The 25,741-nt window shown below is 54.0% G+C and carries 21 protein-coding genes; 18 read left to right on the top strand and 3 right to left on the bottom strand.

The window, feature by feature from the left end; translation table 11 throughout:
• Positions 1 to 32: 32 nt before the first annotated feature.
• The 12 genes from PXC00_RS09170 to PXC00_RS09115 all read left to right on the top strand — a co-directional run bounded on the left by PXC00_RS09170 (position 33) and on the right by PXC00_RS09115 (position 14,028).
• Entirely contained in the window at positions 33 to 1,778 is a 1,746-nt protein-coding gene (locus tag PXC00_RS09170; protein ID WP_275845208.1) for an ABC transporter ATP-binding protein, read from the top strand.
• Positions 1,768 to 3,564, top strand: a complete 1,797-nt coding sequence (locus tag PXC00_RS09165; protein WP_275845207.1) for an ABC transporter ATP-binding protein — start codon at positions 1,768 to 1,770, stop codon at positions 3,562 to 3,564. Before PXC00_RS09170 ends, PXC00_RS09165 begins: the two co-directional genes overlap by 11 nt.
• 164 nt (positions 3,565 to 3,728) lie before the next feature.
• Entirely contained in the window at positions 3,729 to 4,970 is a 1,242-nt protein-coding gene (locus PXC00_RS09160; protein WP_275845206.1) for an ammonium transporter, read from the top strand.
• Between the two features lie 17 nt (positions 4,971 to 4,987).
• On the top strand, positions 4,988 to 5,356 hold the full coding sequence (locus PXC00_RS09155; RefSeq protein WP_275845205.1) for a P-II family nitrogen regulator: 369 nt from the start codon (positions 4,988 to 4,990) through the stop codon (positions 5,354 to 5,356).
• A gap of 174 nt (positions 5,357 to 5,530) precedes the next feature.
• Positions 5,531 to 6,505 carry a sigma-E processing peptidase SpoIIGA gene (locus PXC00_RS09150; RefSeq protein ID WP_275845350.1) on the top strand — a complete coding sequence of 325 codons (975 nt, stop codon included), beginning with the start codon at positions 5,531 to 5,533 and terminating at the stop codon, positions 6,503 to 6,505.
• Entirely contained in the window at positions 6,411 to 7,070 is a 660-nt protein-coding gene (sigE, locus tag PXC00_RS09145; protein WP_275845204.1) for an RNA polymerase sporulation sigma factor SigE, read from the top strand. Before PXC00_RS09150 ends, sigE begins: the two co-directional genes overlap by 95 nt.
• Positions 7,071 to 7,427: 357 nt before the next feature.
• On the top strand, positions 7,428 to 9,068 hold the full coding sequence (locus PXC00_RS09140) for a type 2 periplasmic-binding domain-containing protein (RefSeq protein ID WP_275845203.1): 1,641 nt from the start codon (positions 7,428 to 7,430) through the stop codon (positions 9,066 to 9,068).
• A gap of 77 nt (positions 9,069 to 9,145) precedes the next feature.
• Positions 9,146 to 10,102, top strand: a complete 957-nt coding sequence (locus PXC00_RS09135) for an ABC transporter permease (RefSeq protein ID WP_275845202.1) — start codon at positions 9,146 to 9,148, stop codon at positions 10,100 to 10,102.
• A gap of 16 nt (positions 10,103 to 10,118) precedes the next feature.
• Positions 10,119 to 11,033, top strand: a complete 915-nt coding sequence (locus tag PXC00_RS09130) for a carbohydrate ABC transporter permease (protein ID WP_275845201.1) — start codon at positions 10,119 to 10,121, stop codon at positions 11,031 to 11,033.
• Positions 11,034 to 11,069: 36 nt separating this feature from the next.
• Positions 11,070 to 12,551 carry an arabinosylfuranosidase ArfA gene (arfA, locus tag PXC00_RS09125; RefSeq protein WP_316934927.1) on the top strand — a complete coding sequence of 494 codons (1,482 nt, stop codon included), beginning with the start codon at positions 11,070 to 11,072 and terminating at the stop codon, positions 12,549 to 12,551.
• A gap of 565 nt (positions 12,552 to 13,116) precedes the next feature.
• On the top strand, positions 13,117 to 13,731 hold the full coding sequence (locus PXC00_RS09120) for an HD domain-containing protein (protein WP_275846456.1): 615 nt from the start codon (positions 13,117 to 13,119) through the stop codon (positions 13,729 to 13,731).
• Between the two features lie 30 nt (positions 13,732 to 13,761).
• Complete coding sequence (locus PXC00_RS09115) at positions 13,762 to 14,028, top strand: CpXC domain-containing protein (protein WP_275846458.1); 267 nt, start codon at positions 13,762 to 13,764, stop codon at positions 14,026 to 14,028.
• Here PXC00_RS09115 and PXC00_RS09110 read toward each other — a convergent pair.
• Positions 14,025 to 15,080, bottom strand: coding sequence for a LacI family DNA-binding transcriptional regulator (locus tag PXC00_RS09110; protein ID WP_275846460.1), 1,056 nt, complete (start codon positions 15,078 to 15,080; stop codon positions 14,025 to 14,027). The two genes, PXC00_RS09115 and PXC00_RS09110, sit on opposite strands and share 4 nt — an antisense overlap.
• 194 nt (positions 15,081 to 15,274) lie before the next feature.
• Here PXC00_RS09110 and PXC00_RS09105 point away from each other — a divergent pair, with 194 nt between their 5' ends.
• The 6 genes from PXC00_RS09105 to alr all read left to right on the top strand — a co-directional run bounded on the left by PXC00_RS09105 (position 15,275) and on the right by alr (position 23,890).
• Positions 15,275 to 16,006 carry a hypothetical protein gene (locus PXC00_RS09105; protein ID WP_275846462.1) on the top strand — a complete coding sequence of 244 codons (732 nt, stop codon included), beginning with the start codon at positions 15,275 to 15,277 and terminating at the stop codon, positions 16,004 to 16,006.
• 92 nt (positions 16,007 to 16,098) lie between these two features.
• Positions 16,099 to 16,473, top strand: a complete 375-nt coding sequence (locus tag PXC00_RS09100) for a metal-dependent transcriptional regulator (protein WP_275846464.1) — start codon at positions 16,099 to 16,101, stop codon at positions 16,471 to 16,473.
• A gap of 190 nt (positions 16,474 to 16,663) precedes the next feature.
• Complete coding sequence (locus PXC00_RS09095) at positions 16,664 to 18,151, top strand: radical SAM protein (RefSeq protein WP_275846466.1); 1,488 nt, start codon at positions 16,664 to 16,666, stop codon at positions 18,149 to 18,151.
• A 190-nt stretch (positions 18,152 to 18,341) separates the two neighbouring features.
• Positions 18,342 to 18,722, top strand: a complete 381-nt coding sequence (gene crcB, locus PXC00_RS09090) for a fluoride efflux transporter CrcB (protein ID WP_275846468.1) — start codon at positions 18,342 to 18,344, stop codon at positions 18,720 to 18,722.
• Positions 18,723 to 18,948: 226 nt separating this feature from the next.
• Positions 18,949 to 22,707: a phosphoribosylformylglycinamidine synthase gene (locus tag PXC00_RS09085; RefSeq protein ID WP_275846520.1), complete on the top strand. Its 3,759-nt coding sequence runs from the start codon at positions 18,949 to 18,951 to the stop codon at positions 22,705 to 22,707.
• Positions 22,700 to 23,890 carry an alanine racemase gene (alr, locus tag PXC00_RS09080; protein ID WP_275846470.1) on the top strand — a complete coding sequence of 397 codons (1,191 nt, stop codon included), beginning with the start codon at positions 22,700 to 22,702 and terminating at the stop codon, positions 23,888 to 23,890. The genes PXC00_RS09085 and alr overlap by 8 nt, the downstream gene beginning before the upstream one ends.
• 98 nt (positions 23,891 to 23,988) lie before the next feature.
• On the opposite strand, the gene PXC00_RS09075 is transcribed toward alr, so the two are convergent.
• Positions 23,989 to 25,251: a sn-glycerol-1-phosphate dehydrogenase gene (locus PXC00_RS09075; protein WP_275846472.1), complete on the bottom strand. Its 1,263-nt coding sequence runs from the start codon at positions 25,249 to 25,251 to the stop codon at positions 23,989 to 23,991.
• 117 nt (positions 25,252 to 25,368) lie between these two features.
• Positions 25,369 to 25,722: an Hpt domain-containing protein gene (locus tag PXC00_RS09070; protein WP_275846473.1), complete on the bottom strand. Its 354-nt coding sequence runs from the start codon at positions 25,720 to 25,722 to the stop codon at positions 25,369 to 25,371.
• Positions 25,723 to 25,741: the final 19 nt, after the last annotated feature.

The raw sequence follows: 25,741 nt of genomic DNA, 5'->3' as shown, positions 1-25,741 counted from the left end.
GGTCGTTTCACCGAAAACGAGGAGGAAAAAGAATGCTGGAGCTGAAATGGCTTTGGAAGTACATGGGCCCCAAGCGGCGCTACCTGATTATCGGTTTGTGCCTATCTGCGGTGACCTCGGCAATGCTGATTATCAATCCCATGCTTTCGCAAAAGCTCATTGATGAAGTCATTACCCCGCAAAACACCGCAAAATTGCTGCCGCTGCTGGGGCTGATGCTTGCGGCGGAGGTGATTCGGCTGTCCCTTCGCTACCTGATGATTGTCCTGTTGGAAAAGAACAGTCAGCAGATGCTGGACGATGTGCGTACGCGGCTTTATGATGTGATTCAGAACGAAGATTATCGTTTCTTCGGGCGGATGCGTACAGGCGACCTGATGACCCGCATGACAAACGACCTGGACATGATCCGCCACTCCACGGCGTGGATTTCTTACAGCGTGGTGGATTCTGTCGTCATTTTTGCCGTCACGATTATTTACTTTTTTACCGTCAATGTTCCGCTCACGCTGTGCCTGGCGGCAATCACGCCGTTCATTCTGCTGATTACCATGGCTTTTTCCAAAATCGTTCACCCAATGTATGTGAATCTGCGCGCAAAGCTTTCAAGCTTAAACACGGTTGCGCAGGAAAACATTGAGGGAAACCGCGTGGTCAAAGCTTTCGCGCGGGAAGCGTTTGAAAAGCAGAAGTTTGAAGAGCGGAACGAAGAGTTTCGCAAGGAAAACCTGAAGGTCAGCTATGTCGGTGTAAAAATTCAGCCGTTTATTGACCTGCTTTCGCAGTCACTGTCAGTGACAACGCTGCTGGTCGGCGGGTATTTTATGATTCAGGGGACGCTTTCCGCGGGCGAAATGCTGGCATTTTCGTCCCTGACCTGGGCGCTTGCCAACCCGCTGCGAAATCTCGGTATGCTGATTAACGATATTCAACGTTTCTTTGCCTCCTGCGATATGGTTATGGAGGTGTTTTACGCGGTGCCAAGCATTGTGGACCACAGCGATGCGGAGGCGCCAAAGCAGCGCGCCAAGGGCGACGTTGAATTTCGCGGCGTCACGTTCCGCGTGGATGGGAAAGACGCTGTGACAGACGTCAGCTTTCATATAAAGCCGGGGGAAACGCTCGGCATTATGGGAACCACAGGCAGCGGAAAAACCAGCCTTGTCAACCTGATGACGCGCGCTTACGAACCAACACAGGGCACGGTGCTGCTGGATGGAAAGGATGTACAGAAGTATCCGCTTTCCTTTCTGCGCAAAAACATGGCGGTGGCTATGCAGGATGTGTTCCTGTTTTCCGACACCGTGGAGGGGAACATTGCATACGGGCAGGCTGACCTTTCGGAAGAAGGCGTGGTGGCGTGTGCCCGTGCGGCAGATGCAGACGGCTTCATCCGCCGGCTTTCCGAGGGGTATGACACGCTGATCGGTGAGCGCGGTGTCGGTCTTTCCGGCGGGCAGAAGCAGCGCATTTCTCTGGCGCGTGCGTTGGCCATGCGGCCCTCCGTGTTGGTTTTGGATGACACGACTTCCGCAGTGGATATGGAAACGGAGCAGTACATACAAGGGCAGCTGCACAGTCTTGACTTCCTGTGCACCAAAGTGGTGATTGCCCAGCGCGTTTCTTCTGTACAAGATGCGGATGAAATTCTGATTCTGGATAACGGCAGGATTATCGAGCACGGCACACACGAGGAACTGCTGAAAAACCGCGGATTTTACTATAAAATCTGGGCGCTTCAGAACAGTGTGAAAGAGGGTGAGCCTATTGGCGCGTAACCGCTACGATGTAGATGAAGAACTGGAAACTCCATTTAATATGGAGAACCTCAAAAATGTTTTTGTGTATGTTGGGCGCTACAAGTGGAAGATGATTTTTTCGCTGCTGCTCAGTGCTGTGGGCAGTGTGATTGGCCTGACCGGCCCCATGCTGGTGCAGCGCGCTATGGATGTTGCCATTCCGCATAAAAATATGCAGCTGTTAATCCAGCTTTCCTGCCTGCTGCTGGGAACCATTCTCATCAACATCGGCTTTAACGCCATCCGCACCATTTTAATTGCACAGGTTGGGCAGAACATTGTTCATGACATTCGCAAGGATTTGTTTGACCACCTGCAGGTTCTGCCGTTTTCCTACTATGATAACCGCCCGCACGGAAAAATCCTTGTGCGTGTGGTGCATTATGTGAATTCTGTTTCCAATGCGCTTTCCAACGGAATTTTGAACTTCATCATTGAAATTATCAATATTATCTTCATCATCGTTTTTATGTTTCAGGTCAACGCAACCTTGGCAACCATTACCGTGGCAGGGCTGCCGGTGGTTGCGGTGTTTATCCTGCTGATTAAGCCCCGCCAGCGCAAGGCGTGGCAGAGGGTGAATGATAAAAATACCAATGTCAATGCGTTTGTGCAGGAGTCCATTGAGGGTGCGCGCGTGATTGAGTCCTTTGACCGGGAGCAGGAGAATGACCAGATTTTAAACCGCCTGCTGGATGCCCGAAAAAAAAGCTGGATGGGCGCGATTTATATTTCCAATACCGTGTGGTTCACCACACAAACGGTTTCGCAGATTGTGTTTTCGCTGGTGTATATTGCCGGTGCGTACTGGTTTAATCCGATGGTGTCTTTCGGCGTGCTGCTGGCTATGGGGACTTACGCCAGCCGCTTCTGGCAGCCGATTATCAACCTCGCTAATATCTACAATGACTTTGTCAATGCGGTTGCCTATCTGGAACGCATCTTTGAAACGATGAATGAGCCGGCTGTCATTGAAGATAAACCGGACGCACAGGAGCTTCCGCCGATTCAAGGCAGGGTGGAATTTCGCGATGTCAGTTTCGGCTATGAGCCGGGGCAGACCATTCTCAAGCACGTTTCCTTTACTGCCGAGCCGGGCGAGAGCATTGCGATTGTCGGCCCGACCGGCGCAGGGAAAACCACCATTGTCAATTTGATTTCGCGTTTTTATAACATCGAGGACGGTGCGGTCTGCATTGACGGACACAGTGTTATGGATGTTACGATTCATTCGCTGCGCAGCCAGATGGGCATTATGCTGCAGGACAGCTTCGTGTTTTCCGGCACGATTGCGGACAATATTCGTTACGGCAGACTGGACGCGACCGATGAGGAAGTTGAGCGCGCCGCCAAGCTGCTGCACGCGGATACATTTATTCGCAGTCTGCCGCAGGGGTACCAGACAGTGGTCAAGGAGCGCGGCGGCGGACTTTCGCAGGGGCAGAAGCAGCTGCTGGCATTTGCGCGCACGCTGCTTTCTGACCCGCGGATTCTGGTGCTGGATGAGGCGACTTCTTCTATTGATACTTCAACGGAGCAGCTTGTGCAGGAGGGCATCAACCTGCTGCTGAAGGGCAGGACCAGCTTTATTATTGCGCACCGGCTTTCCACAATTCGGGACTGCACGCGCATTATGTATGTGGCAGATGGGCAAATCTTAGAAAGTGGAACCCATGAGGAATTGATGGAGAAAAAGGGACTGTACTACCGCCTGTATATGTCCCAGTATCAGCGCACAGCCGTAACACAGCCGGCCCAGATTTAAAAGCAAATCCCGGTGCTTTGCCGGGGTAAAGTAAGATTTTCTGAAAAAAAGGTTGCAAATGAAAGCGCTGTGCAGTATAATAGCGCATATGATATGGCAAAGACGCCGTTGGGAAAATTCCCAACGGCGTCTTTTTTTGCCGAAAAACAACAGGAGGGTTTGCGATGAATTCAGGAGATACTGCTTTTGTGCTGGTTTCAGCGGCGCTGGTGCTGCTGATGACCCCCGGACTTGCATTTTTTTACGGCGGCCTTGGGCGGCGCAAAAATGTGGTGAACAACATGATGAATTCCTTCTTCATCATGGGGGTTGCCATTGTCATGTGGGTGGCAGTGGGGTATTCGCTGTCGTTTGGCAGCGATCACGGCGGCGTGATTGGCAGCCTGCAGTGGGCATTTTTTCAGGGAGTCGGTGAGAGTGCGGGGCCGTACAGCAAAACCATTCCGCACATGGCGTTTGCTGTGTTTCAGATGATGTTTGCGGTCATTACGCCGGCACTGATTACCGGTGCTGTTGCGGGGCGGATGCGGTTTAAAGCGCTGTTCTTTTTCGTGATTTTTTGGTCGCTGCTGGTCTACTATCCGGTTGCGCACATGGTCTGGGGGCAGGGCGGTCTTTTGGCGAAGCTTGGTTCGGTAGACTTTGCCGGCGGCAATGTGGTACATATCACCTCCGGTGTGAGCGGCCTGGTGCTGTGTCTGCTGCTTGGAAAGCGCAACGGTTACGAACACGTGAATTACCGGGTACATAACATTCCGTTCGTCGCGCTCGGTGCGGCACTGCTGTGGTTTGGCTGGTTCGGTTTCAACGCCGGCAGCGCACTGGCAGCAAACGGGCTTGCGGTGCACGCTTTCACGACAACGGCGCTTTCTGCGGCGGCAGCCATGGTGTCCTGGATGCTGATTGACGTGCTGACCAACAAAGCGCCGACGCTGGTGGGCGCCAGCACGGGGCTGGTGGTTGGTTTGGTTGCCATTACGCCGGGCGCCGGTTTTGTGCCGGTGTGGGCGTCCCTGATTATCGGTCTGCTGGTCAGCCCCATTTGCTACTTTGCGGTTTCGGTGCTCAAGAAAAAGTTCGGCTATGACGATGCACTGGACGCTTTCGGCTGCCACGGCGTCGGCGGTATCTGGGGCGGGATTGCGACCGGCCTGTTTGCACAGAAGAGCATCAATCCGGTTGCCCAGTGGGACGGCTTGGTCTTTGGCGATGTGCGTCTGTTTGGCGCGCAGCTGCTGAGCATTGTCGTGACCATCGCGGTTGCCGTGGTGGGAACCCTAATTTGCGCGGCGGTTGTCAAGCTGATTACGCCCCTGCGCGTGGATTCGCGCGACGAGCAAATCGGGCTGGATCTTTCCCAGCACGGCGAGCGTGCGTATCCGTCCTTTAACGGACTGGACGACTGAGTGAGGAGGCAGACGGCATGATTAAAATTGAAGCGATTGTGCGCGAAGAAAAGATGGAAGACGTCAAGGAAGCCCTGCAGAAAATCCAGGTGCGCGGGCTGACAGTTTCCCAGGTTATGGGCTGCGGTACCCAGATGGGTTACACGGAGCAGGTTCGTGGCAGCAAAATACACATCAATATGCTGCCGAAAATTAAGTTTGAAATCATTGTTTCTACTGAGGAATGGGAGCGCAAAACCATTGATGCCATTTGCGCGGCGGCGCATACCGGCAATGTCGGTGACGGCAAAATCTTCAGCTACGAAATTCGCGAAGCGGTGCGCATCCGCACTGGCGAAAGCGGAACTGACGCAATTCAGCCCGGTGAGGATCCGGCTGACGATTAACGGATCTTCCATTTCTGTTTACACACGGAATCCGCGGGAGGGGCGCTGCCTTTCCTGCGGATTTTTCTGTCTGCTGAGCGGCGCAGATTTATTCTGCCGCTGTACGGACTTTGACAAAATACCGGCTTTGGGCTGGCTATACTGGTTAGCAAGGGGGTGATTTTTTTGCAGACGGTGTACGTGGATGTGCTGGTCGCGGTCAACCTGCTGATTGATTATCTGCTGCTGCTGCTTGTGACCAAATTTTTGCACATGACCGTGCACCGACGCAGGCTGCTTTTGGGTGCGCTGGTTGGGGCAGTCGGCTCGCTGGTCATCTTGCTGCCGCCATTTCCGCCAGCGGTCGATTTCCTGGTGAAGCTGAGCCTTTGCCTGCCGGTTGCACTGGCCGCATTTGGGTTTCAGGGATGCCGCGCGTTTTTTCGGCAAGTGTTTTCTTTCTTTCTGCTGAGCTTTGCGTTTGCCGGTGTTCTGGTGGCAATCTGGTATTTTCTTGCGCCCAGCGGTCTGTTTGTCAAAAACAGCGTGGTCTACTTTGATGTGCCGCCGCTGCTGCTGATTGGTCTGACGCTGCTCAGCTACTTTGTGCTCCGCCTGCTGCAGCGGGTGACCGGCCGCGGCCCGCTGCAGCACACCGTCTGTCAGCTGAAGCTGACACTGGGCGGACAGACCTGCGTGCTGCAGGCGCGGGTAGACACAGGCTGCTCGCTGAAAGAGCCTTTTTCTGGGCTGCCGGTGGTGGTTGCGGAAAAGGATGCGCTGCCGCCGCCGCCCAAAACGCCGGCCAGGGTGATTCCGTTTACCTCGGTCGGTGGGGAAGGGCTGCTGCAGGCGTGGCGGGCAGAGTCCTGCACGCTGGTGTTCCCAGGGGGTGGCATCTGCCGCGCAGCGTGTTACGTTGCTTACGCAGAAAAAAAGCTTTCCGGCGGCGAATATCAAGCGCTGATTCCGCCGTATTTGCTGGAGGGTGGAATCGAAAAAACACAAAAATCCGTGGAATATGGAAGAAAGGAAAATGGGCATGCTGGAAAAACTGAAAAGATGGCTCCGCCGCTTGCTTGCCGCACCGGTTCATTACATCAACGGCCCCGAAACGCTGCCGCCGCCGCTCACAAAGGAGGAAGAGGCAAAAATTTACGCGGAAATTGAGGCGGGCACACCCAATGCAAGGGAACCGCTGATTACACACAACCTGCGGTTGGTGGTATACATAGCCAAAAAGTTTGAATCACCGGGTGCAGGTGCAGAGGATCTCATTTCCATCGGTACCATTGGTCTGATTAAGGCGGTCAATACATTCCGCCCAGAAAAAAAGATTAAGCTGGCGACTTATGCGTCGCGCTGTATTGAAAATGAGATTTTGATGTACTTGCGGAAGTCCAGCCAACTCAAAAATGAAATTTCCATTGATGACCCGCTGAATGTGGATTGGGACGGAAATGAACTTTTGCTTGCGGATGTGCTTGGCAGCGCTGACGACACGGTCAGTGTCGGTCTGGAAGAAGAAAGCGAGCGTCGGGTGCTGCTTTCTGCCGTGTGTGCCCTGCCCGCGCGCGAGCGTCAGATTATGGAGATGCGGTTCGGATTAAATTGCAGAAAGGAGCATACACAGAAACAGGTCGCAGACGCACTGGGCATTTCGCAGTCGTATATTTCACGCCTGGAGAAACGAATTATTGCCAGACTAAAGCGTGACCTTGAAAAGGCCGGCTGAGCCTGCGTCGCTTTTTAACAGAAAACAGGGAGTCCCCGCCGTAGATTTTTATGCGGCGGGGATTTTTTCTGCAAATTTGCGCGTACTGTTTTTTTCACAAAAACACACCGGTTACTTTTAAGCGGATTGGTTAAACTGTAAACAGAAAAACCTTCCATCTGATTTTTGAATGTTCTGAAGGTTGTTCAAATGGGAGGATATCTATTCAAAATAACCGTTGTTCATTCAAAAATCAGACGTTGCGTCATTTTATTTGTGCGTTTATACTAAAATTGCACCGAGAAAGTGTGGCAAAAGTCATCAATATTCAGGCGCAGCACAGGAAGGGCGCCGAACAGGAAAAGGAGTTGTTTACAGATGAAAGGAAAGCGGATTTTGGCAGCGCTTCTTGCGGGCTGTATGGTCACTGCGGGCTTGGCGGGCTGCGGAGAAAGCACGGGGGGCGGCAGCTCAGGCAGCACCGGCAGCACCGCCACAAGCGGTAAAGTAAAACTGACAGCCCTGTTTGTGAAGCATTCCTTAACAAAGGATGTTACTAAAATGAAATGGCTGCAGCAGCTGGAAGACAAGGCCGGCGTCGAAATCGAGTGGCAGCAGATTTCTGCTGACTGGGATCAGAAAAAGAGCGCGATGTTTGCCAGCGGCGAAATTCCGGATCTTCTGTTTAACGCGGTCGATGCTTCTGGCTCCGACTTTGTACAGTATAACGGGCTGTTTGCAGACATGACCTCCCTGATTGAAAAGGACGCTCCGAATATTTCGCAGATGTTTAAGGACCATCCGGAAACGAAAACCCTGGTTACCACCACAGACAGCAAAATCTACGCAACACCGTCTTATCAGGCACTCTGGCCCAAGACCAACGGAACCATGTATATCAACAAAACCTGGCTGGATAACCTCGGCTTGAAAGTGCCGACCACGTGGGATGAGCTGGAGCAGGTTCTGCTGGCTTTCAAGTCAAAGGATGCCAACAAAAACGGCAGTACCTCTGATGAAATTCCGATGGACTTCAACGGCTTTGACGGCGCTTACGGGCTGAAAAACCTGCTGGGCAGCACCGGTATGCAGATTACCGGCATTTCTCCGCTGGGATATTTTGCAGAGGACGGCAAGATTAAAAATTACTATGTTGACGACCGCTTCAAAACGGTGATGAAGTTCGTACAGAAGCTGTATAAAGAAGGCCTGATTAATAAGGAAGCCGTTACACAGGACTACTCCAAATTCCAGTCTGTGGCACGCGGCAGCGGCAAAACCGCCAAGGTTGGCTTTACCTGGGGCTGGGAGGCTGGCGACCGCTTCGGCAATGAGCTTAAAGACCAGTACGTTGCCATTCCGCAGCTGAAGGAAAGCACGGATACCCAGAAAGTCTGCTACTCTTACGATTACTATGACTTGAACTACCGCTCCAACAGCGTCGCCATGAGCAACCAGTGCAAGGATAAGGACGCCGCCATGAAGTTTATTGATGCGTTTTATAACGAGAAAAACAGCATTCAGGTGCTGTTTGGCGGCATGAACGATACCGACAAGGGGACCAAAGAAAACAGTGACGGTACGTATGAAGTCCTTGCTCCGGCAGACACCTCCATCGACCCTGGCACATGGAAGTGGACCAATACCTTTGCGGATGACGGCCCGCTGTATATCCGCGATGAAATGAAAACCAAACTGAAGCTCGGCACGGATATGCAGGCAGTCACCAAGGAAAAGTCGGTTTACGACGACGTGCTGAACACGGTCGACCCGAAGAAGAACGTGTATCCGCAGCAGTTTATGAAGTACAACCAGGATGACATCAACACTATGGCGATGAATCAGGCGAACATCACCAACATTACCGACCAGACATGGTCCACCTGGATGACAAATGCCAACAAAAACATTGACAGCGAGTGGAGTGCTTTCGTAACCTCACTCAACAATGCAGGGCTGACCAAAAACCTGGAAATCCGTCAGAAGGCTTATGACGAATACCTGAAAACCGTCAAATAAAATCTGAATCGACAGGCAAAGGCGGGATGCTGCAGGTTCACATCCTGCCTTTGCTTATCAGGAAAGGGGTCTTTTTTGTGCGACAGGCATCTGCGGGGGGCAGTTTTGCCGCCACTACGCGAAAGCGGAGCGTGGGGTACTATCTGAAGCGGGACTGGCAGCTGTGGGTCATGATTCTGCCCGCGATTGTTTATATCCTTATTTTCTGCTACGGGCCGATGTATGGGCTGCAGCTGGCGTTTCGCGACTATGATTTTAGCAAAGGATTTACCGGCGGCCAGTGGAGCGGTATGAAATACTTCATGCAGTACTTCACCAGCCCCATGTTCTGGCCAACGCTGCGGAACACATTTCTGATTGCATTCTTTTCGCTGGTCTGCGGGTTTCCGGTGCCGATTCTTTTGGCGCTGGTCATCAACTCGATTCACAGCAAAAACGGCAAGCGCGCGGTGCAGACGGCGGTTTATATGCCGTACTTTATTTCTACGGTTGTTATGGTGGCCATTCTGCAGATCATGCTGTCGCCGACCACCGGTATGCTCAGCAATCTGCTGAAAGCCATGCATCTGGTGCCGCAGGCTGCCAACCTGATGGGAGACGCCTCTTCCTTCATTCCCATTTATGTGATTTCGGGCATCTGGCAGGGAGCTGGGTGGAACAGCATCATCTTCATTGCGGCGCTCGCTGCCGTGGACAGCCAGCTTTATGATGCGGCAAAAGTGGATGGCGCCAACCGCTGGCAGCAGGTCTGGCACGTGGAACTGCCGGCGATTCTGCCCACGATCATTATTCTGCTGATTCTCAACATGGGCAATATCTTGAGTGTTGGATTTGAAAAAACATTCCTGATGCAGAATGCACTCAATAAATCCGTGTCGGAAGTCATTGCCACGTATGTTTTCAACGTCGGCATCAAGTCCAGCCAGTTCAGCTTCGGCACAGCGGTCGGTTTGTTCAACACGTTGGTCAACTTCATCTTTCTGGTAGTTGCTAACCAGATTTCACGGCGTGTTGCAGACATCAGCCTGGTATAGGAAAGGGGGATGCAAAATGAAAAAGAATCAAATGACTGCTAAGCATACGCTTTCCGCGCACAACGGGCCGGACGCAGCGTTTCAGATTGTGGTGGTGGCGGTGGCGGTTTTGTCCTTTATCATGGTGGTTTACCCCATGTATTTCATCGTCATTGCCTCTTTCAGCGACTCGACGCTGGTGAACCAGGGGCAGGTCATTCTGCTGCCGAAGGGTGTCAGTCTGTATGGCTATCAGCATATTTTCGACAATGCGCAGATTTGGACCGGCTACAAAAACACCATTTTTTATTCGGTGGTGGGTACGGCGCTGAATATGGCGGTCACGCTGCCGGCGGCATACGTGCTTTCCCGCAAGGCGTTCCGTCCGCGGCGTATCATTATGGCGCTTTTCGTTTTTACCATGTACTTTAACGGCGGCATGGTGCCGACCTATATGCTGGTCAAAAACCTGGGCTTGCTCAATACACCTTGGATTCTGATTGTCATGGGTGCGCTAAACGTGTTCAATCTGATTATTACGCGGACGTTCTTTGAAAACTCCATTCCGGAGGATTTGTACGAAGCGGCCACGCTGGACGGCTGCTCGCACTTCCGGTATTTTTCCACCATTGTACTGCCGCTTTCCAAGGCGGTCATTGCCGTCATTATGCTGTACTATCTGGTGGGGCATTGGAATGATTTCTTCAATCCGCTGCTGTACATCAACAAAGACAGCCTGCAGCCGCTGCAGATTATTCTGCGCAACATTCTGCTCAGCAATCAGGCAATGGCAGGTTCGAGCGGCGGCGGCGCCAGCGGCTATGCACAGCAGTTTGCGGATCAGATTAAGTTCGGCGTGATTATTGTTTCCACACTGCCGGTGCTGTGCGTCTATCCGTTTATTCAGAAATACTTTGAAAAGGGTGTCATGATCGGCGCGGTGAAAGGCTGATTTTCCAAATTTGGTTACATGATAAAGGAGCGAACCATGAAACAGGCAAAACTGCACGTTGAAAAGGATTTTCGCGTTGCACAGGTGGATGACCGGCTGTTCAGCTCGTTTTTGGAACATCTGGGCCGCGCCATTTACACAGGCATTTATGAGCCGGAGCATCCATTGGCGGATGCAAACGGCTATCGGACAGATGTGCTGAAACTCATTCAGCAGCTGGGCATTTCCCATATCCGTTACCCCGGCGGTAACTTTCTTTCCGGTTACGACTGGAAAGACGGCATCGGCCCCAAAGCAGGCCGTCCGCGCCGGTTGGACTTGGCGTGGCACACGATTGAGAGCAACCAGTTCGGCATTGATGAATTTTACGACTGGAGCCAAAAGGCGGGCACGCAGATTATGGGCGCGGTCAATATGGGCACCGGCACACCCAAAGACGCAGGGCAGCTGGTGGAGTACTGCAACTATCCCGGCGGCACGTACTGGAGCGACCTGCGTGCAAAGAACGGCCATAAGGACCCGCTGAACATCAAGCTCTGGTGCATCGGCAACGAGATGGACGGAGAATGGCAGATTTGCCATCTGGATGCGGACGACTACGGCAAAAAAGCAGTGGAAGCCGCGAAAATCATGCGCTGGATTGACGACAGCATCGAGTTGGTCGCCTGCGGCAGTGCCAGCACAATGCAGAAGACATACCCGGAGTGGGATCGCAAGGTGATGGAATACACCTACGATTATGTGGACTATCTGTCGCTGCACCGCTACTATGAAAATGAGGGCAATGACTTCGATTTCCTTGCGTCGTTTGTGGATATGGACCGCTTCATTCACACCTTGGAGGGTACCGCAGACTATGTCAAGGCACTCAAGCGCGGCACCAAAGACATCAACTTCTCCTTTGATGAGTGGAACGTCTGGTATCAGCTCAAGCAGAAGGCACATCCGTGGCAGGAGGCGCCGGAGATTCTGGAAGACCACTACACACTGTTGGATGCACTGGTGTTTGCCGGGATGAGCATGACGCTGCTGAACCACGCAGACCGTGTGAAGATTGCGTGCTTAGCGCAGCTGGTCAACGTCATCGCGCCGATTTTCACGAAAAAGGGCGGCGGCGTTCTCAAGCAGAGCATTTTCTACCCGTTCGCTTATCTGTCGAAGTACGGCCGTGGCACGGTGCTCAAGCCGGTCGTCACAGCGCCGGCCGCCGAGAGCCGCTACGGTGAAACGCCGCTGCTGCAGCAGAGCGTGGTTTACAACGAGCAGGAAAAGACGGTCACCGTGTTTGCGCTGAACATCGGCGCGGAAGAGATGCAGCTTACGCTGAACCTGCGTTCCTTCGGGGAAGTGACCATGCAGGAGCACATCTGCATGGCAGGTGACCTTTCCGCTGTCAATACGTTTGCACAGCCGGACGCGGTTGTGCCAAAGCAGCTTCCGGTACAGCAGGGGACGCTGCGCACCTGCGACGTCATTTTGCCGCCGCAGTCCTATCATGTGCTGCGCTTCCAATTATAAAGCGACCAGCTTTTTCAAAGCCTCTTTTCTGTGGCAGAATGTCTGCTGGAGAAGAGGCTTTTTGCGCGGCTGGCGTGCATGGCTGCCGGCGGAGTGTATTACGCTGTTTGTCGGGAACTGCCCCTGCGTCGCAGCCGAAACCACAGATTTTTTCATCCGGCACTGGGAAAAGTTTTTTGCGTTCCAGGTGAGATTGTGTTAAACTGATTCTCAGCAAGCACTTGCAATCTAACTCGATAGGAGATCAAAATGAACGAAATTGAGACATTGCAAGAGACATTAAATTGTATCAATCAAAATCTGGTGGTTCTGGTGCGTGAACAGCAGCTGCTCTGTATTCTGCTGGAAAAGCTGCTTGATCAATAAAGTAAATCAGCAGTAGACAAAGCCCCCTTTTCTTGACAACCGTTTCGGCTGCCGTGCGAAGGGGGCTTTCCACTGTTCGATTTATTTTTGAAGCCGCGCAAACAGACTCTTGCGGGAGAAGCAAGAAACGAGTAAAATAGAGGCAGCGCTTCCTGCGTCAGACCGGCATGAAGACTGTGAAAATGCGGAGGAATGTATCATGGAGCGAATGCGTGTACCCACGAAAGCAGCAGCAGAAGCCCTGCTGGCGCAGGCCGGAGAGCGAAACCCCGGTCCGTGGACGATTCACAGCAGGCTGACAGCGGCATGTGCACAAAAAATTGCGGAGCACTGTGCGGGGCTGGACTCGCAGACCGCGTATGTGCTGGGCTTACTGCATGACATTGGCAGGCAATTCGGCATTTCCGATATTTGCCATGTTTATGACGGGTGGCGTTACCTGAATCAGCTTGGCTATCCGGATGCGGCGCGCATTTGCCTGACGCATTCCTTCCCGTACCAGGAGATTGATTCTTATATTGGGAAAATGGACGTGACCAAAGCGCAGAAAGCGGACATGAAAGCCGCACTGGATGAATTGACGTATGACGATTATGACAAGCTGATTCAGCTGTGCGATGCACTTGCTTATCCGGCAGGCATTACGCTGCTGGAAACAAGGCTGGTGGATGTGGTACTGCGCCACGGTGCCAATCCGTATCTGCAGCAGAAGTGGCAGGCAACCTATGTTTTGAAAGCATACTTTGAGCAGCAGACCCAACAGAATCTGTATACCCTGCTGAATGCGAAAATTGGCGTGGACAATGCGCTGTAACTTGCAGGGGGTTAAAACGGAGATTAGAAAATGAAAGCATTTAATACGGCACCAAAAACCATCCTGTTCCTGATTGCAGCTGTACTCCTGTTTACACTGGCAGTCGAGCTTTTTCGGTATGTGGTGTACCGAAAAAGTATGCACTTCACCTGCCCGAAGTGCCGGTACGCTTTTAAACCGACTTTAAAGAATTTTTTGCTTTCGGGTGCTTCTAACTCTGCGTCAGCCGGCAAAACGCTGACCTGCCCGAAGTGCGGCACACGCGTTTTTATGGACCCGGAAAAAGACCAGCGTTAAGGGGCCTCCCGCCGGGTGCTGCCCCGGATGGTTAAGTGCGGGTAAAGCTCCGTGACCGGCGCGCATGGTTCCTGATGGATTCCACGCATCAGCAGGTCAAAAATGCGCTGCGCAAAGTCTGGATAATCGAATGCGGCGGTTGTGATGCCGGGGTCAACCACTTCACTGAAAACTTCTCCGTCAAATCCGGTCAGCAGCAAATCCTGCGGTATCTGCAGACCATCGCTGCGCAGCTGCTGCAGAGCACCTGCTGCAACCATATCGTTGATGCAGCAGACAGCGTCGGGCAGTTCGCCGCATTGCAAAAGCTGCGCGGCCGCCTGCCTGCCGCTTTCGATGGAAAAGCCGGTGTCGGTCAAAGCCCACTTGGGCTGTGTAACCATGCCGAAGCGGCACCCGCACGCCAGCATCAGTGCACGACGGCGGTGCAGGACGCTGACATCTTCCGCTCCGCCGAGAATGGCAAAGGTTCGGCAGCCCTGCTCACTGAGGTGTCGCATCAGGGCCAAGACAGCGCCGTCTTCTCTGGAACACAGCTGTGGAATGGAAGTGCCCTCCACACGGGAGGTCAGCAGAAGCGGAACCATCCGGTTAAACTTCTCCAGTTCGGCAATGCCAGCTGCGCTGCAGGGGAATGCGTCAATGCGCCCGCCCATGAACACAATCGCGTCCACCCGCCGACCGGTGAGCGCCTGCAGAATCCGGCTTTCATTTTCAAACGCACCGCGAGAGTTCGCCAGCAGAACGGCATAACCGTTCTGCGAAGCGAGAATTTCAACGTGGTAGTAAATGCTTGAAAAGTACGGGTTCTTGATGTCCGGCACCAGGAAGCCGATGGTGTGTGTTCGGCTGCTCGCCAGACTTTGTGCCAGCGCGTTCGGCAGGAACCCGGAGTCTTGCACCGCTTGCAGAACCGCTTTGCGCTTTGCCTCAGAAACGCGGGCACTGCCGCTGAGCACCCGCGAAACCGTGGCGGGCGAAACGCCGGCCAGACGGGAAATGTCATAGATGGTAACAGCTTTGTGAGGGGAACCGGCTGCGTGATTGCGCACGGGAAAACTTCCTTTCTCAACAGCAAAGTCAGGGCGGCACAAGAAAATGACCGCATTTTTTAGTTTCATTATAATAACATTCTGCGGAATGTCAAATTTTTGGAGTGCTTTGAAAGCCTGCGCCGTAGTGCGGAAAAATACGGTAAGGCAGGAATGTCGCCGACTTTGCGGAGAGAAAATTGGGTCGGCGCAAAATGAGAGAGGCGAGAATGATGGAGCGGGTCAAAAAGTTCATTTCGCACAATTTGCTGACCTTTGTGCTGTGCGGGGCGGTTTTGGTGGTCTTTAACCTTTTTCTATTCTTTTTGTGGGGAGAGGGCATTGCCCGAAACGACAGCGTGCAGAACACGCCGTGGGTACTGGCAGATACTACGGCGGCTGCTCTGCACAGGAACGGAACTCGGTATGTGATTTCGGCGTCACAGGAAACCGACCTGCACAAAAAGCACGTTTGGGCGATGTTGATTGACAATCACACCGGAAGTGTGGTGTGGAGCACCGCCTTGCCGGGGGAGATTCCACGTACCTATTCCCTTTCGGATGTGGCGGAAATGTCCCGTTCCTATTTAAAAGGGTACCCCACGTTTACCAGCCCGCACAAGGATGGTCTGGTGGTGCTGGGCTACCGCAAGAACAGCTATTTTAAGCTGCCCCGCAACAATTTGAACAATGCCTTTCTTGCCAATCTGCCGCCGTTCCTGATTTTGATTTTTCTCTGTGACGGTTTTCTGCTTTTCTTTATGTATATACTTATCAAGCGAAAATTTGTACAGGCGGTGCGGCCGCTGGTGCGGGGGCTGAACGCGCTGCGGGAGAAACAGCCGGTGCATCTGCAGGAAACCGGCCCGCTGGCGCATCTGGCGGCGGCGATCAACCAGGTTTCCGACCGCCTGGTGAAGCCGGACAAAACAGACAGCGGAGAGTAGGAGACCTTTGGAACGGCTTGCATTCTTTATCCTGCTTTGCTACAATGAATGTACCAAAAAACGGATGTAAGAGGCAGAAGGGGACGATGTACATGAAAATTCAGGAGTCGAGGGAAAATTATCTGGAAACGATCCTCATTCTGCAGAACCGCAACGGCTATGTCCGCTCCGTGGATATCGCCAGAGAGATGGGTTTCAGTAAGCCCAGTGTCAGTCGTGCCATGTCGGTGCTGCGGAAAGCCGGCAGCGTCGTTATGGAGGACAGCGGGCTTATTACGCTGACAGATTCCGGCAGAAAGATTGCGGAAAACATCTACGCCCGGCACCGTCTGCTGACGTCTTTTTTTATTTCTCTGGGCGTCAATACGCAGACGGCGGCAGAGGATGCCTGCCGGGTAGAGCACGATATCAGTGAGGAAACGTTTGAGCGGCTGCAGGTATATATGGAACAATCCGGCAAAAAATAGTGTGGCGCAGGCATGATTTATGACAATTTCATTTATCTGTCATACTTTAAGACTTTATTTTCAGGTTGTCTAAGGACAAATGCAGGATTCATTCTTATAATGGAAACCGTAAATGAACAAGACGGCATCGGCCGCTCGGCAGAAACCCGCGGAGCATATGAATGTCTGATTTTTTAGGAGGAAGTATTTCATGGCAGATTACGGAATCAAAGAGCAGCTCCAAAAATTTGGTATCAAAAAAGCGCTCGGCTATTTGGGCAAGGATCCGGACAAAAACATCCCCAAGCTGCTGGAGATGGTTGACAAATTCGATAAGGACGATATGTATAAAGGCCAGCGCGCCATGTTCCACCGGATTGTTGACAATCCGGATAACAACTGGTTTAAGCTGATTAAGCGTCTGTACATGAACATTGACCTGCACGTGCTGCAGACCATCTTCTCCAACTTCATTGTCAACGCAACGCTGATCGGCGGCAAAAAGCAGGATGTCATCCGTAAGGAGCATGGCTGCAATGTGCCGTGGACCATTCTGCTGGATCCGACCAGCGCCTGCAACCTGCATTGCACCGGCTGCTGGGCAGCAGAGTATGGCAACAAACTGAACCTGAGTTTTGACGAGATTGACGATATCATCAATCAAGGCACAGCCATGGGCACCTATATGTACATCTACACAGGCGGCGAACCGCTGGTGCGCAAGGATGACCTGATTAAACTGTGTGAAAAGCACAGCGACTGCGTCTTCCTGTGCTTTACCAACTCCACCCTGATTGACGACAAGTTTGCAGAGGATATGCTGCGCGTCGGCAACTTTGTGCCAGCCATCAGCGTAGAGGGTACAGAAGCCTCTACCGATGCGCGCCGCGGCGAAGGTACCTTTAAGAAAGTTGCCCGCGCAATGGAAATCCTGCGCAACCATAGGCTGCCGTTTGGTGTTTCCTGCTGCTACACCAGCCAGAATGTCGACATGGTTGGCGATGAGAAGTTCTTTGACTGGATGATTGACCAGGGCGCTCTGTTTGCCTGGTTCTTCACTTATATGCCGGTTGGTGCGGACTCCCCGACGGATCTCATGGTTCCTGCCGACAAGCGCGAGTTCATGTATCACCAGGTTCGCAAACTGCGTAACACCAAGGAGCTCTTTACGCTGGACTTTTTCCTTGACGGCGAGTATGTTTATGGGTGTATTGCAGGCGGACGTTACTACCTGCACATCAACGCAAACGGTGACATCGACCCCTGCGTGTTCATCCATTACTCCGACTCCAATATCCGCGAAAAAACACTGCTGGAGGCGTACACCTCTCCGCTGTTTATGGAGTACCACAAGAACCAGCCGTTCAACGAAAATATGCTGCGCCCTTGCCCGCTGCTGGATAACCCCTACAAGTTGGAGAAGGTTGTTAAGGCAACCAATGCACACTCTACAGACTTGGTCAAGCCGGAAGATGTGCATGACCTGTGTGCAAAGTGTGAGATGCGCGCCAACGAGTGGGCGCCGGTTGCAGAGCGCCTGTGGGTGAACAGCGAAGGCAACAAGCATGGCCTTGGCTGCGAAAACACCATTCTGCCGGAAAACCGCATTGACCACAGCAAGGTGCGCCTGATGCGTGATGTAATCCAGGAAGATATTGAGGAAGACAACGCGAAGCGCGCGGCACAGGGCAAAAAGTAAGCATTTGTGTTTTACAAGATTTTTTCTTGTTCTTTCAGAGGAGTCTCTTTGGAGGCTCCTTTTTGTTTTTGCTTTGTTCTGCATAGTTTTTTGTCCGAATGGGGACAAAACTTCACAGACTTTGCTGTATTTCTTTGTGCAGGGATTTGTGATAAACTAAAACAGGATGCGGAATGCGACATAAGGAGAGGTGGAAAAAGTGGTGCAGGCTTGTTTATTGGTTGCGGCTGGCGGTGCGCTGGGGGCGGTTGGACGCTATCTGTGCGGACTGATTCCCTTGCCGGTAGAGTTCCCGCTGATGACCATGCTGATTAACTTTCTGGGAGCCGTGTTGATCGGCTTTGTGACCACTGTACCCAATTTGTCGGCAAATGCCGCCCTGTTCTTAAAAACAGGCGTCTGCGGCGGCTTTACGACGTTTTCCACATTTTCTCTGGATACGGTGAATCTGCTGCAGGGCGGGCGGCCGCTTTTGGGCGTGCTGAATGCCTCTGTCAGTGTGGGAGTCTGCCTGATTGGGGTTCTGCTGGGCAGCGCTTTGGGCCGCGCAGCATACGCTGCGGCAGGATAGAAACCAAATGAAAAGCGAAGCGGAAAGTGCGGCTTTCCGGCTTCGCTTTTTGTCTGCGGGCGGTTTTGTGTTTTCTGCCTTTCCTTGCGCAAGGATTTATGATAAAATGAAAAAACACGGCACAGAGTTTGAAGAACTTCCTTTTTGCGGCACACCCGCACAGCGCCGCGGAAAGTGTGAGCTTCAGCACACAGAAAGCCGGGCAACCGGCGGAACGGGGGAAACGATGTCTAACGTTAGCAGAGTTTTTGTGGAAAAGAAGCCCGGCTTCGACGTAGAAGCGCAGCATATTCGGGAGGACTTGGTCAACAATCTAGGACTGAAGGGAATTACAGCCCTGCGGCTGCTGAACCGCTATGATGTATCCGGCCTTTCGGCTGAGGAATTTGCCCGTGCCCGCGACACCATCCTTTCGGAACCGAATCAGGATCTGGTATACGAAGAAACCTGCCCGTTGGAAGACTGGCAGGCGTTTGCCATGGAGTACCTGCCCGGTCAGTACGACCAGCGCGCAGACAGCGCCGCACAGTGTGTGCAGCTGCTGACACAGGGCGAGCGCCCACAGGTGGTTACGGCAAAGGTGGTTGCGGTGCAGGGCACGCTTTCTGCGGCAGAGATGGAGCGCATTCGCAGCTATCTAATCAACCCGGTGGAAAGCCGGTTGGCCTCCATGGAAAAACCCGACACACTGGAAATGCGCGTGCAGCGCCCGGAAGATGTCGCGCGCGTGCAGGGCTTTACGGTGTGGGGAAGCGACCAGATGCAGGCCTATTATGCACGCATGGGCTTTGCCATGACGTTGGAAGATCTGCTGTTTGTGCGGGACTATTTTAAAAATGAAGAGCAGCGTGATCCTTCGGTGACCGAACTGCGCGTCATTGACACGTACTGGAGCGACCACTGCCGTCACACCACATTCAGCACGTGCCTGCGGCACATCACTGTGGCACAAAGCGCGGTCAGCGGTGCCATTGAACAAGCGCTGCGCGCGTACTATGCAGTACGGGATGAGGTGTACGGCAAGGAAACGAAGCGGCCGGTTTCGCTTATGGATATGGCGGTTATCGGCATGAAAGTGCTCAAGAAGCGCGGCTTGATTCCAGACCTTGACCAGAGCGAGGAAATTAACGCCTGCTCCATTGAAGTACCAGTGACGATTGACGGCAAAACAGAGCCGTGGCTGGTGCAGTTTAAAAATGAAACCCACAACCACCCCACGGAAATTGAGCCGTTCGGCGGTGCTGCCACCTGTCTGGGCGGCGCGATTCGCGACCCGCTTTCCGGCCGTGCCTATGTGTACCAGGCTATGCGTGTGACCGGCAGCGGCGACCCGCGCGTTCCGGTGGAACAGACGCTGCACGGCAAGCTGCCCAGCCGGAAGATTACCACCGGCGCGGCGCACGGCTATTCCTCTTACGGCAATCAGGTTGGGCTGGCAACCGGTCAGGTGCAGGAGCTTTATGATCCCGGTTACGTTGCCAAGCGCATGGAAATCGGCGCGGTGGTCGGCGCTTCACCCAAAGCCAACGTGGTGCGCGAGGAGCCGGTGCCCGGCGACGTGATTGTGCTGCTGGGCGGCGCGACCGGGCGCGACGGCATCGGTGGTGCGACGGGCTCCAGCAAGGCACATACGGAAGAAAGTGTGGAGGAATGCGGCGCGGAGGTGCAGAAGGGCAACCCGCCGACTGAGCGCAAAATTCAGCGGATGTTCCGCAAGCCGGAAGTGGCACATCAAATTAAGCGCTGCAACGATTTTGGCGCGGGCGGTGTCAGTGTGGCAATCGGAGAGCTTGCCCCCGGTCTGCGCATTGATTTGGATAAAGTTCCGAAAAAATATGAGGGATTGGACGGCACGGAACTCGCCATTTCAGAAAGTCAGGAGCGCATGGCGGTTGTGCTGGCTCCTGGCAATGTGGATGCGTTCATCGCACAGGCGGAGCAGGAGAACCTGGCAGCTACCGCAGTGGCCATTGTAACGGAAGAGCCGCGCCTGCGGATGTTCTGGCGCGGAGATGAGATTGTGAGCATCACGCGTGCGTTTTTGGATACAAACGGCGTTACGCAGGAAACCAAAGTAGAAATTGCACCCGCAGACCTGCAGGACGACTACCGAGAGCAGGTTCCGGTATGCCTTGCGGGCAAGCCACTGGTGCAAGCCTTCCGTGATAACCTTACGCGGCTGGAAGTCTGCGGGCAGAAAGGACTGGCGGAACGTTTTGACGCTTCCATCGGGGCAGCAACGGTGCTGATGCCTTTTGCCGGAAAGTATCAGTTGACACCGGAAGAAGGCATGGCGGCAAAAATTCCGACGGACGGAGAAACGGACGATGCAACCGCAATGGCGTTCGGCTTTATTCCCGGCATTTCCAAGTGGAGTCCCTTCCACGGTGCGGCATGGGCCGTGACCGAAAGTCTGTCCAAGCTCTGCGCCATGGGGGCTGACCCGCTTACGGCACGTCTGACCTTTCAGGAGTATTTTGAGCGCATGACCGAAGACCCGAAGCGGTGGGGCAAGCCGACCGCCGCGCTGCTGGGCGCGCTTTCCGCACAGCTCGGGCTGGGACTGCCGGCGATTGGCGGCAAGGACAGCATGAGCGGCACGTTTGAGCATTTGGACGTACCGCCAACACTGGTGAGCTTTGCCGTGACGATGACCAAGGCAAGCCGGACACGTTCCGCGGCACTGCAGGGTGCGGGACACGCAGTTGTGCTGCTGCCGCTGCCGGTGCAGGCGGAAACACATTTGCCGGATTGGAAAGCACTGAAGGCATACTACCAAATGGTCGCGAAGCTGACGGATTCCGGCGCGGTGCTGTCCGCTTCCGTTGTGAAGGAAGGCGGCGTGGCGGCTGCTGCCGCAAAAATGGCATTCGGCAACCAAGTCGGCATCGCGTTTGACCCTGCCATGGAGCGTGCACAGGCACTCTTTGCACCGCGCTGCGGCGCACTGTTGCTGGAGCTGAAAGCGGGTGCCGCTTTGCCGGAAGGTGCGGTAAAAGTCGGCGAAACCGTTGCGGAGAAAGCCGTCATTCTGGGCGGCGTTTCCATGCCGTTGGCAGACTTGACCGCCGCGTGGAGTGGAACACTGGAAGCTGTTTTCCCAAGCTGTGCCGCGGAGGTACCGCTTTCGCGGGACATTCCGCTGTATCAAACCCACTGTGCGCAGGGGCCGGTGTTGAAAACAGCCAAGCCGCGCGTGTTCATTCCGGTATTTCCGGGAACTAACTGCGAGTATGACAGTGCCAAAGCTTTCCGCCGCGCGGGTGCACAGGTGGAAATCCTGGTTGTCAAGAACCGCACGCCAGCAGCCATTGAAGAAACCATTGACGCCATGGCGGCGGCGATTGCCCGCAGTCAGATGATTATGCTGCCCGGCGGTTTTTCCGGCGGCGATGAGCCGGACGGCTCCGGAAAGTTTATCGCGACCACGTTCCGCAGCCCGAAAGTGGCAGAGGAAGTGGCGCGCCTGCTGGAACAACGCGACGGTCTGATGCTGGGCATCTGCAACGGTTTTCAGGCGCTGATTAAGCTGGGACTGGTTCCGTACGGAAAAATTACAGAGCCGAGCAAGGATGCGCCGACGCTGACTTTCAATACGTTGGGACGCCATGTTTCACGTATGGTTTATACGCGCGTTACCAGTGTGAAGTCGCCGTGGTTTGCAGCGGTACAGCCGGGAGAAGTGTTCACAGTGCCTGTTTCGCACGGTGAGGGCCGTTTCGTGGCAAGCGAAACAGTGCTGGATGAACTCGCCGCAAACGGACAAATTGCCACACAGTATGTCACACCGGATGGCAGCCCCAGCGGAAAAATCGAGTGGAATCCGAACGGCTCAGTCTGCGCGATTGAAGGCATTACCAGTCCGGACGGTCGGATTTTGGGAAAGATGGGGCACAGCGAACGCCGCGGTGCCCATCTCTATCAGAACGTACCCGGCGAAAAGGACCAAAAATTGTTTGAATCGGGTGTAAAGTATTTTGAATAATTCACTGAAACGAACCTGGGCGGAAATTGACCTGGATGCTGCGGCGCATAACTACCATGAAATTCGGGAAGCGCTGCAGCCCGGTGTGAAAATGTGCTGTGTTGTGAAAGCGGATGCTTACGGGCACGGAGCGGAGCAGCTGGCGCATTTGTATGAACGCCTGGGGGCGCAGTGGCTGGCGGTTTCCAATTTGGAGGAAGCTATTCAGATTCGAGCCTGCGGGGTTGGTCTGCCAATTTTGATTCTGGGTTACACACCGCCCACCGAGGCGAAAAGGCTTGCCGACCTCAACATCGCGCAGGCGGTGCTTTCGGAAAAGTATGCGCAGCAGCTCAACGCGCAGGCACAGGCAGCCGGTGTCCGGGTGCGTGCGCACATCAAATTGGACACCGGCATGAGCCGCATTGGGTTCCTGTATCAAGATGCACAGCGGGATGCGGGATCCCTGCAGGAGATTGCCCGCGTTTCTGCCCTGCAAAATCTGCTGCCGGAGGGCATTTTTACACATTTTGCCGTTGCGGATGAGGGCGGCGACGGAGAGAATTTTACGCGGCAGCAGTACCGGTGCTTTACCGGTGCGATTGAGCAGCTGGAGAACATGGGGGTGCGTTTCCGCATCCGCCATTGTGACAACTCCGCAGGTTTGATGGATTATCCGGAGTTCCAGCTGGATATGTGCCGCCCAGGCGTGATTCTGTACGGGATGATGCCCTCCGGCAAGGTACGCAGACAGCTGGATCTGCAACGAGTGATGCGGCTGAAAAGCGTGGTGTCTTTGGTGAAAACACTGCCGGCCGGTGTGCCGGTCAGTTACGGCTGCACGTATCGCACTGCGCGCGAAACCAAGGTGGCAACCGTGCCGGTAGGCTACGCGGACGGCTACCCGCGCCTGCTTTCCGGGAAGGTGGATGTGCTGATTCGCGGCAGGCGTGCGCACAGCATTGGCCGAATCTGTATGGACCAGATGATGGTGGACGTGACAGATATTCCGGATGTGCAGGAAGACGATCTGGTAACGCTGATTGGCGCGGACGGCAGCGATGCGGTGACAGCAGATGAGATGGCAGAAAAAATTGGCACCATCAATTACGAGATTACCTGCGGTATCAGCAAGCGTGTGCCACGCATCTATTACCGAAAGGGTCGCGCAGTCGCGGAGATGAACTTGATTTGCGGCGGCTGAGCAAAAAATTTCCACAGAAAAAAGACGTTCTCACCAAGAAAGTGGGAACGTCTTTTTTGCAATGCCGTACAGTTACAGGCGTGGGAAAACGGCAGCGTTCAGCGAATGACCTCCTCATAAAAATCGTATCGCTTTAACAGCCGCATAACCGTCAGACGGTTGCGTACATAAGGCGACAGACGTAGGGAATCTGTTTTTCGCGCAAGGTCCAGACCGATGTCCGCCATGGTACGTACACCGCCGACCTGTTCCAGAATCGATGAAAGTGACGCGGCAGAGGGAACCGCATCCAGAAGGTCAGCAAGTGCGGGGGCTTTTTCCAGCAGGGCAGCATCGGGAATCTGCCCCATGGGGTCCGGCTCATTTTCCACCAGAATACTGTGCAGAAGCCGTTTCGGCAGCTTTTCCCGCAGCAGAGCGGTTTCAATGCCGTGATACGGAACAACGTTTGCGCCGGCGCGCAGCTTTGCTGCGGCACGGTGATAAACTTCTGCTACCAGCAAAAGACCGACACCAACTTTTTGACCGTGGTAGGCATCTACATAGGAATTAAGGGCTTCCATTTCCCACAGATGGGACAGATGGTGCTCCGCACCGGAAGCTGGTCGGCTGTTGCCTGCCATCTGCATGGCCAAGCCGGACAGCAGCAGACCGTACATCAGGGTTTCGTACGCCTGCTCGCTGCCTTTCGCAAGGTCAGGAATGCAGTCCTGCAGTGCCTGCAGCGCTTTGTCCTCTAGTTCGCAGATGTGCGGGCAGATGAATTCGCCTGTCAGCAGGTGTGCGGCTTTCCAGTCTGTTAGGGCGGTGTATTTTCCAAGCAGGTCTGCTACACCAGAGGCGGTGAGCCGCTGCGGTGCCTTGGAAAAAACAGCGGTGTCCGCCACTACATACAGCGGGGAAACCGCAGGGAATGTCTTCTTGAATCCCTCCCAGGTCATGGCCGCAACCGTGGAGACAAAACCATCCACACTGGCTGCTGTCGGTACGGAAATGAATGGAATTTTCTGTTCATGCGCGATGAACCGGGTCAGGTCGTGAATGGTGCCGGAACCGACTGCCACCAGAAGTTCCGGCGCACTTCCCTGCAGGTGCTCCTTGGCAAGCGCAACGCCGCGTTCGTTTGCGTGCAGGCCCGCAGCAGGCAGTTTCACACAGGTGCACCCGGGCAGCAGGGCACAGACAGTCTTGCCGGCTGCGGCAAAGGTGTTTTCGTCGCAGAGAACCGCGGTGCGGCTGCTGCCGGTCAATTCCGGAAGCCGCTGCAGGGCACCGGATTCAATCCAAAGGTCACGAACGTAAAGCGGGTGTGTTTTGCCGCAGATACAGGGCTTCTTTAAGGATGCGATTGAAATTTCCATGTGGGTTCCTCCACTATTTTTGTTGGGATCTGTCGTTGTCATTGTAGCGCATCCTTGGCTGAAAAACAAGCAGTAAAAAGCCGTTCCGGCAGGGCAGAGGCCTTGCGCGGGGCGGCTTTAATTATGGCAGAGCAGAATAGATTCCATTCTTTCCTTTTCCAGGCAGATGGCTTTGTGCTGCTGCACGACATTAGAAAACTCTTTGGCGCGCAGCGCTTCCACCAGGGTACTGATGGTGTTGAACAGCGGAGTCAGCCCAAGGTTTCCCGCCACGCCTTTTAGCGTGTGAGCAGCGTTGAATGCAGCGGTAAAATCCTGTTTCTGCAGAGCGCGTCGCAGCTCGTCAAAGGCCGGGTCTGCGCTGAAACTCTGCAGGCAGCTTTGGTACAGAGCCTCATCCTGCAGAAAGCGCTCCATGGTAACGGCGGTATCAGCACCGTAAACGTTCAGCAAGTCGATTAGCCGGCTCATCAGGCAACCTTCCTTTCTG

This window comes from Caproicibacterium argilliputei, from assembly GCF_029211325.2.
Taxonomy (GTDB): Bacteria; Bacillota; Clostridia; order Oscillospirales; family Acutalibacteraceae; genus Caproicibacterium; species Caproicibacterium argilliputei.
The sequence above is the reverse complement of the archived record's forward strand: the minus strand, read 5'-3'. Positions and strand labels throughout refer to the sequence as shown.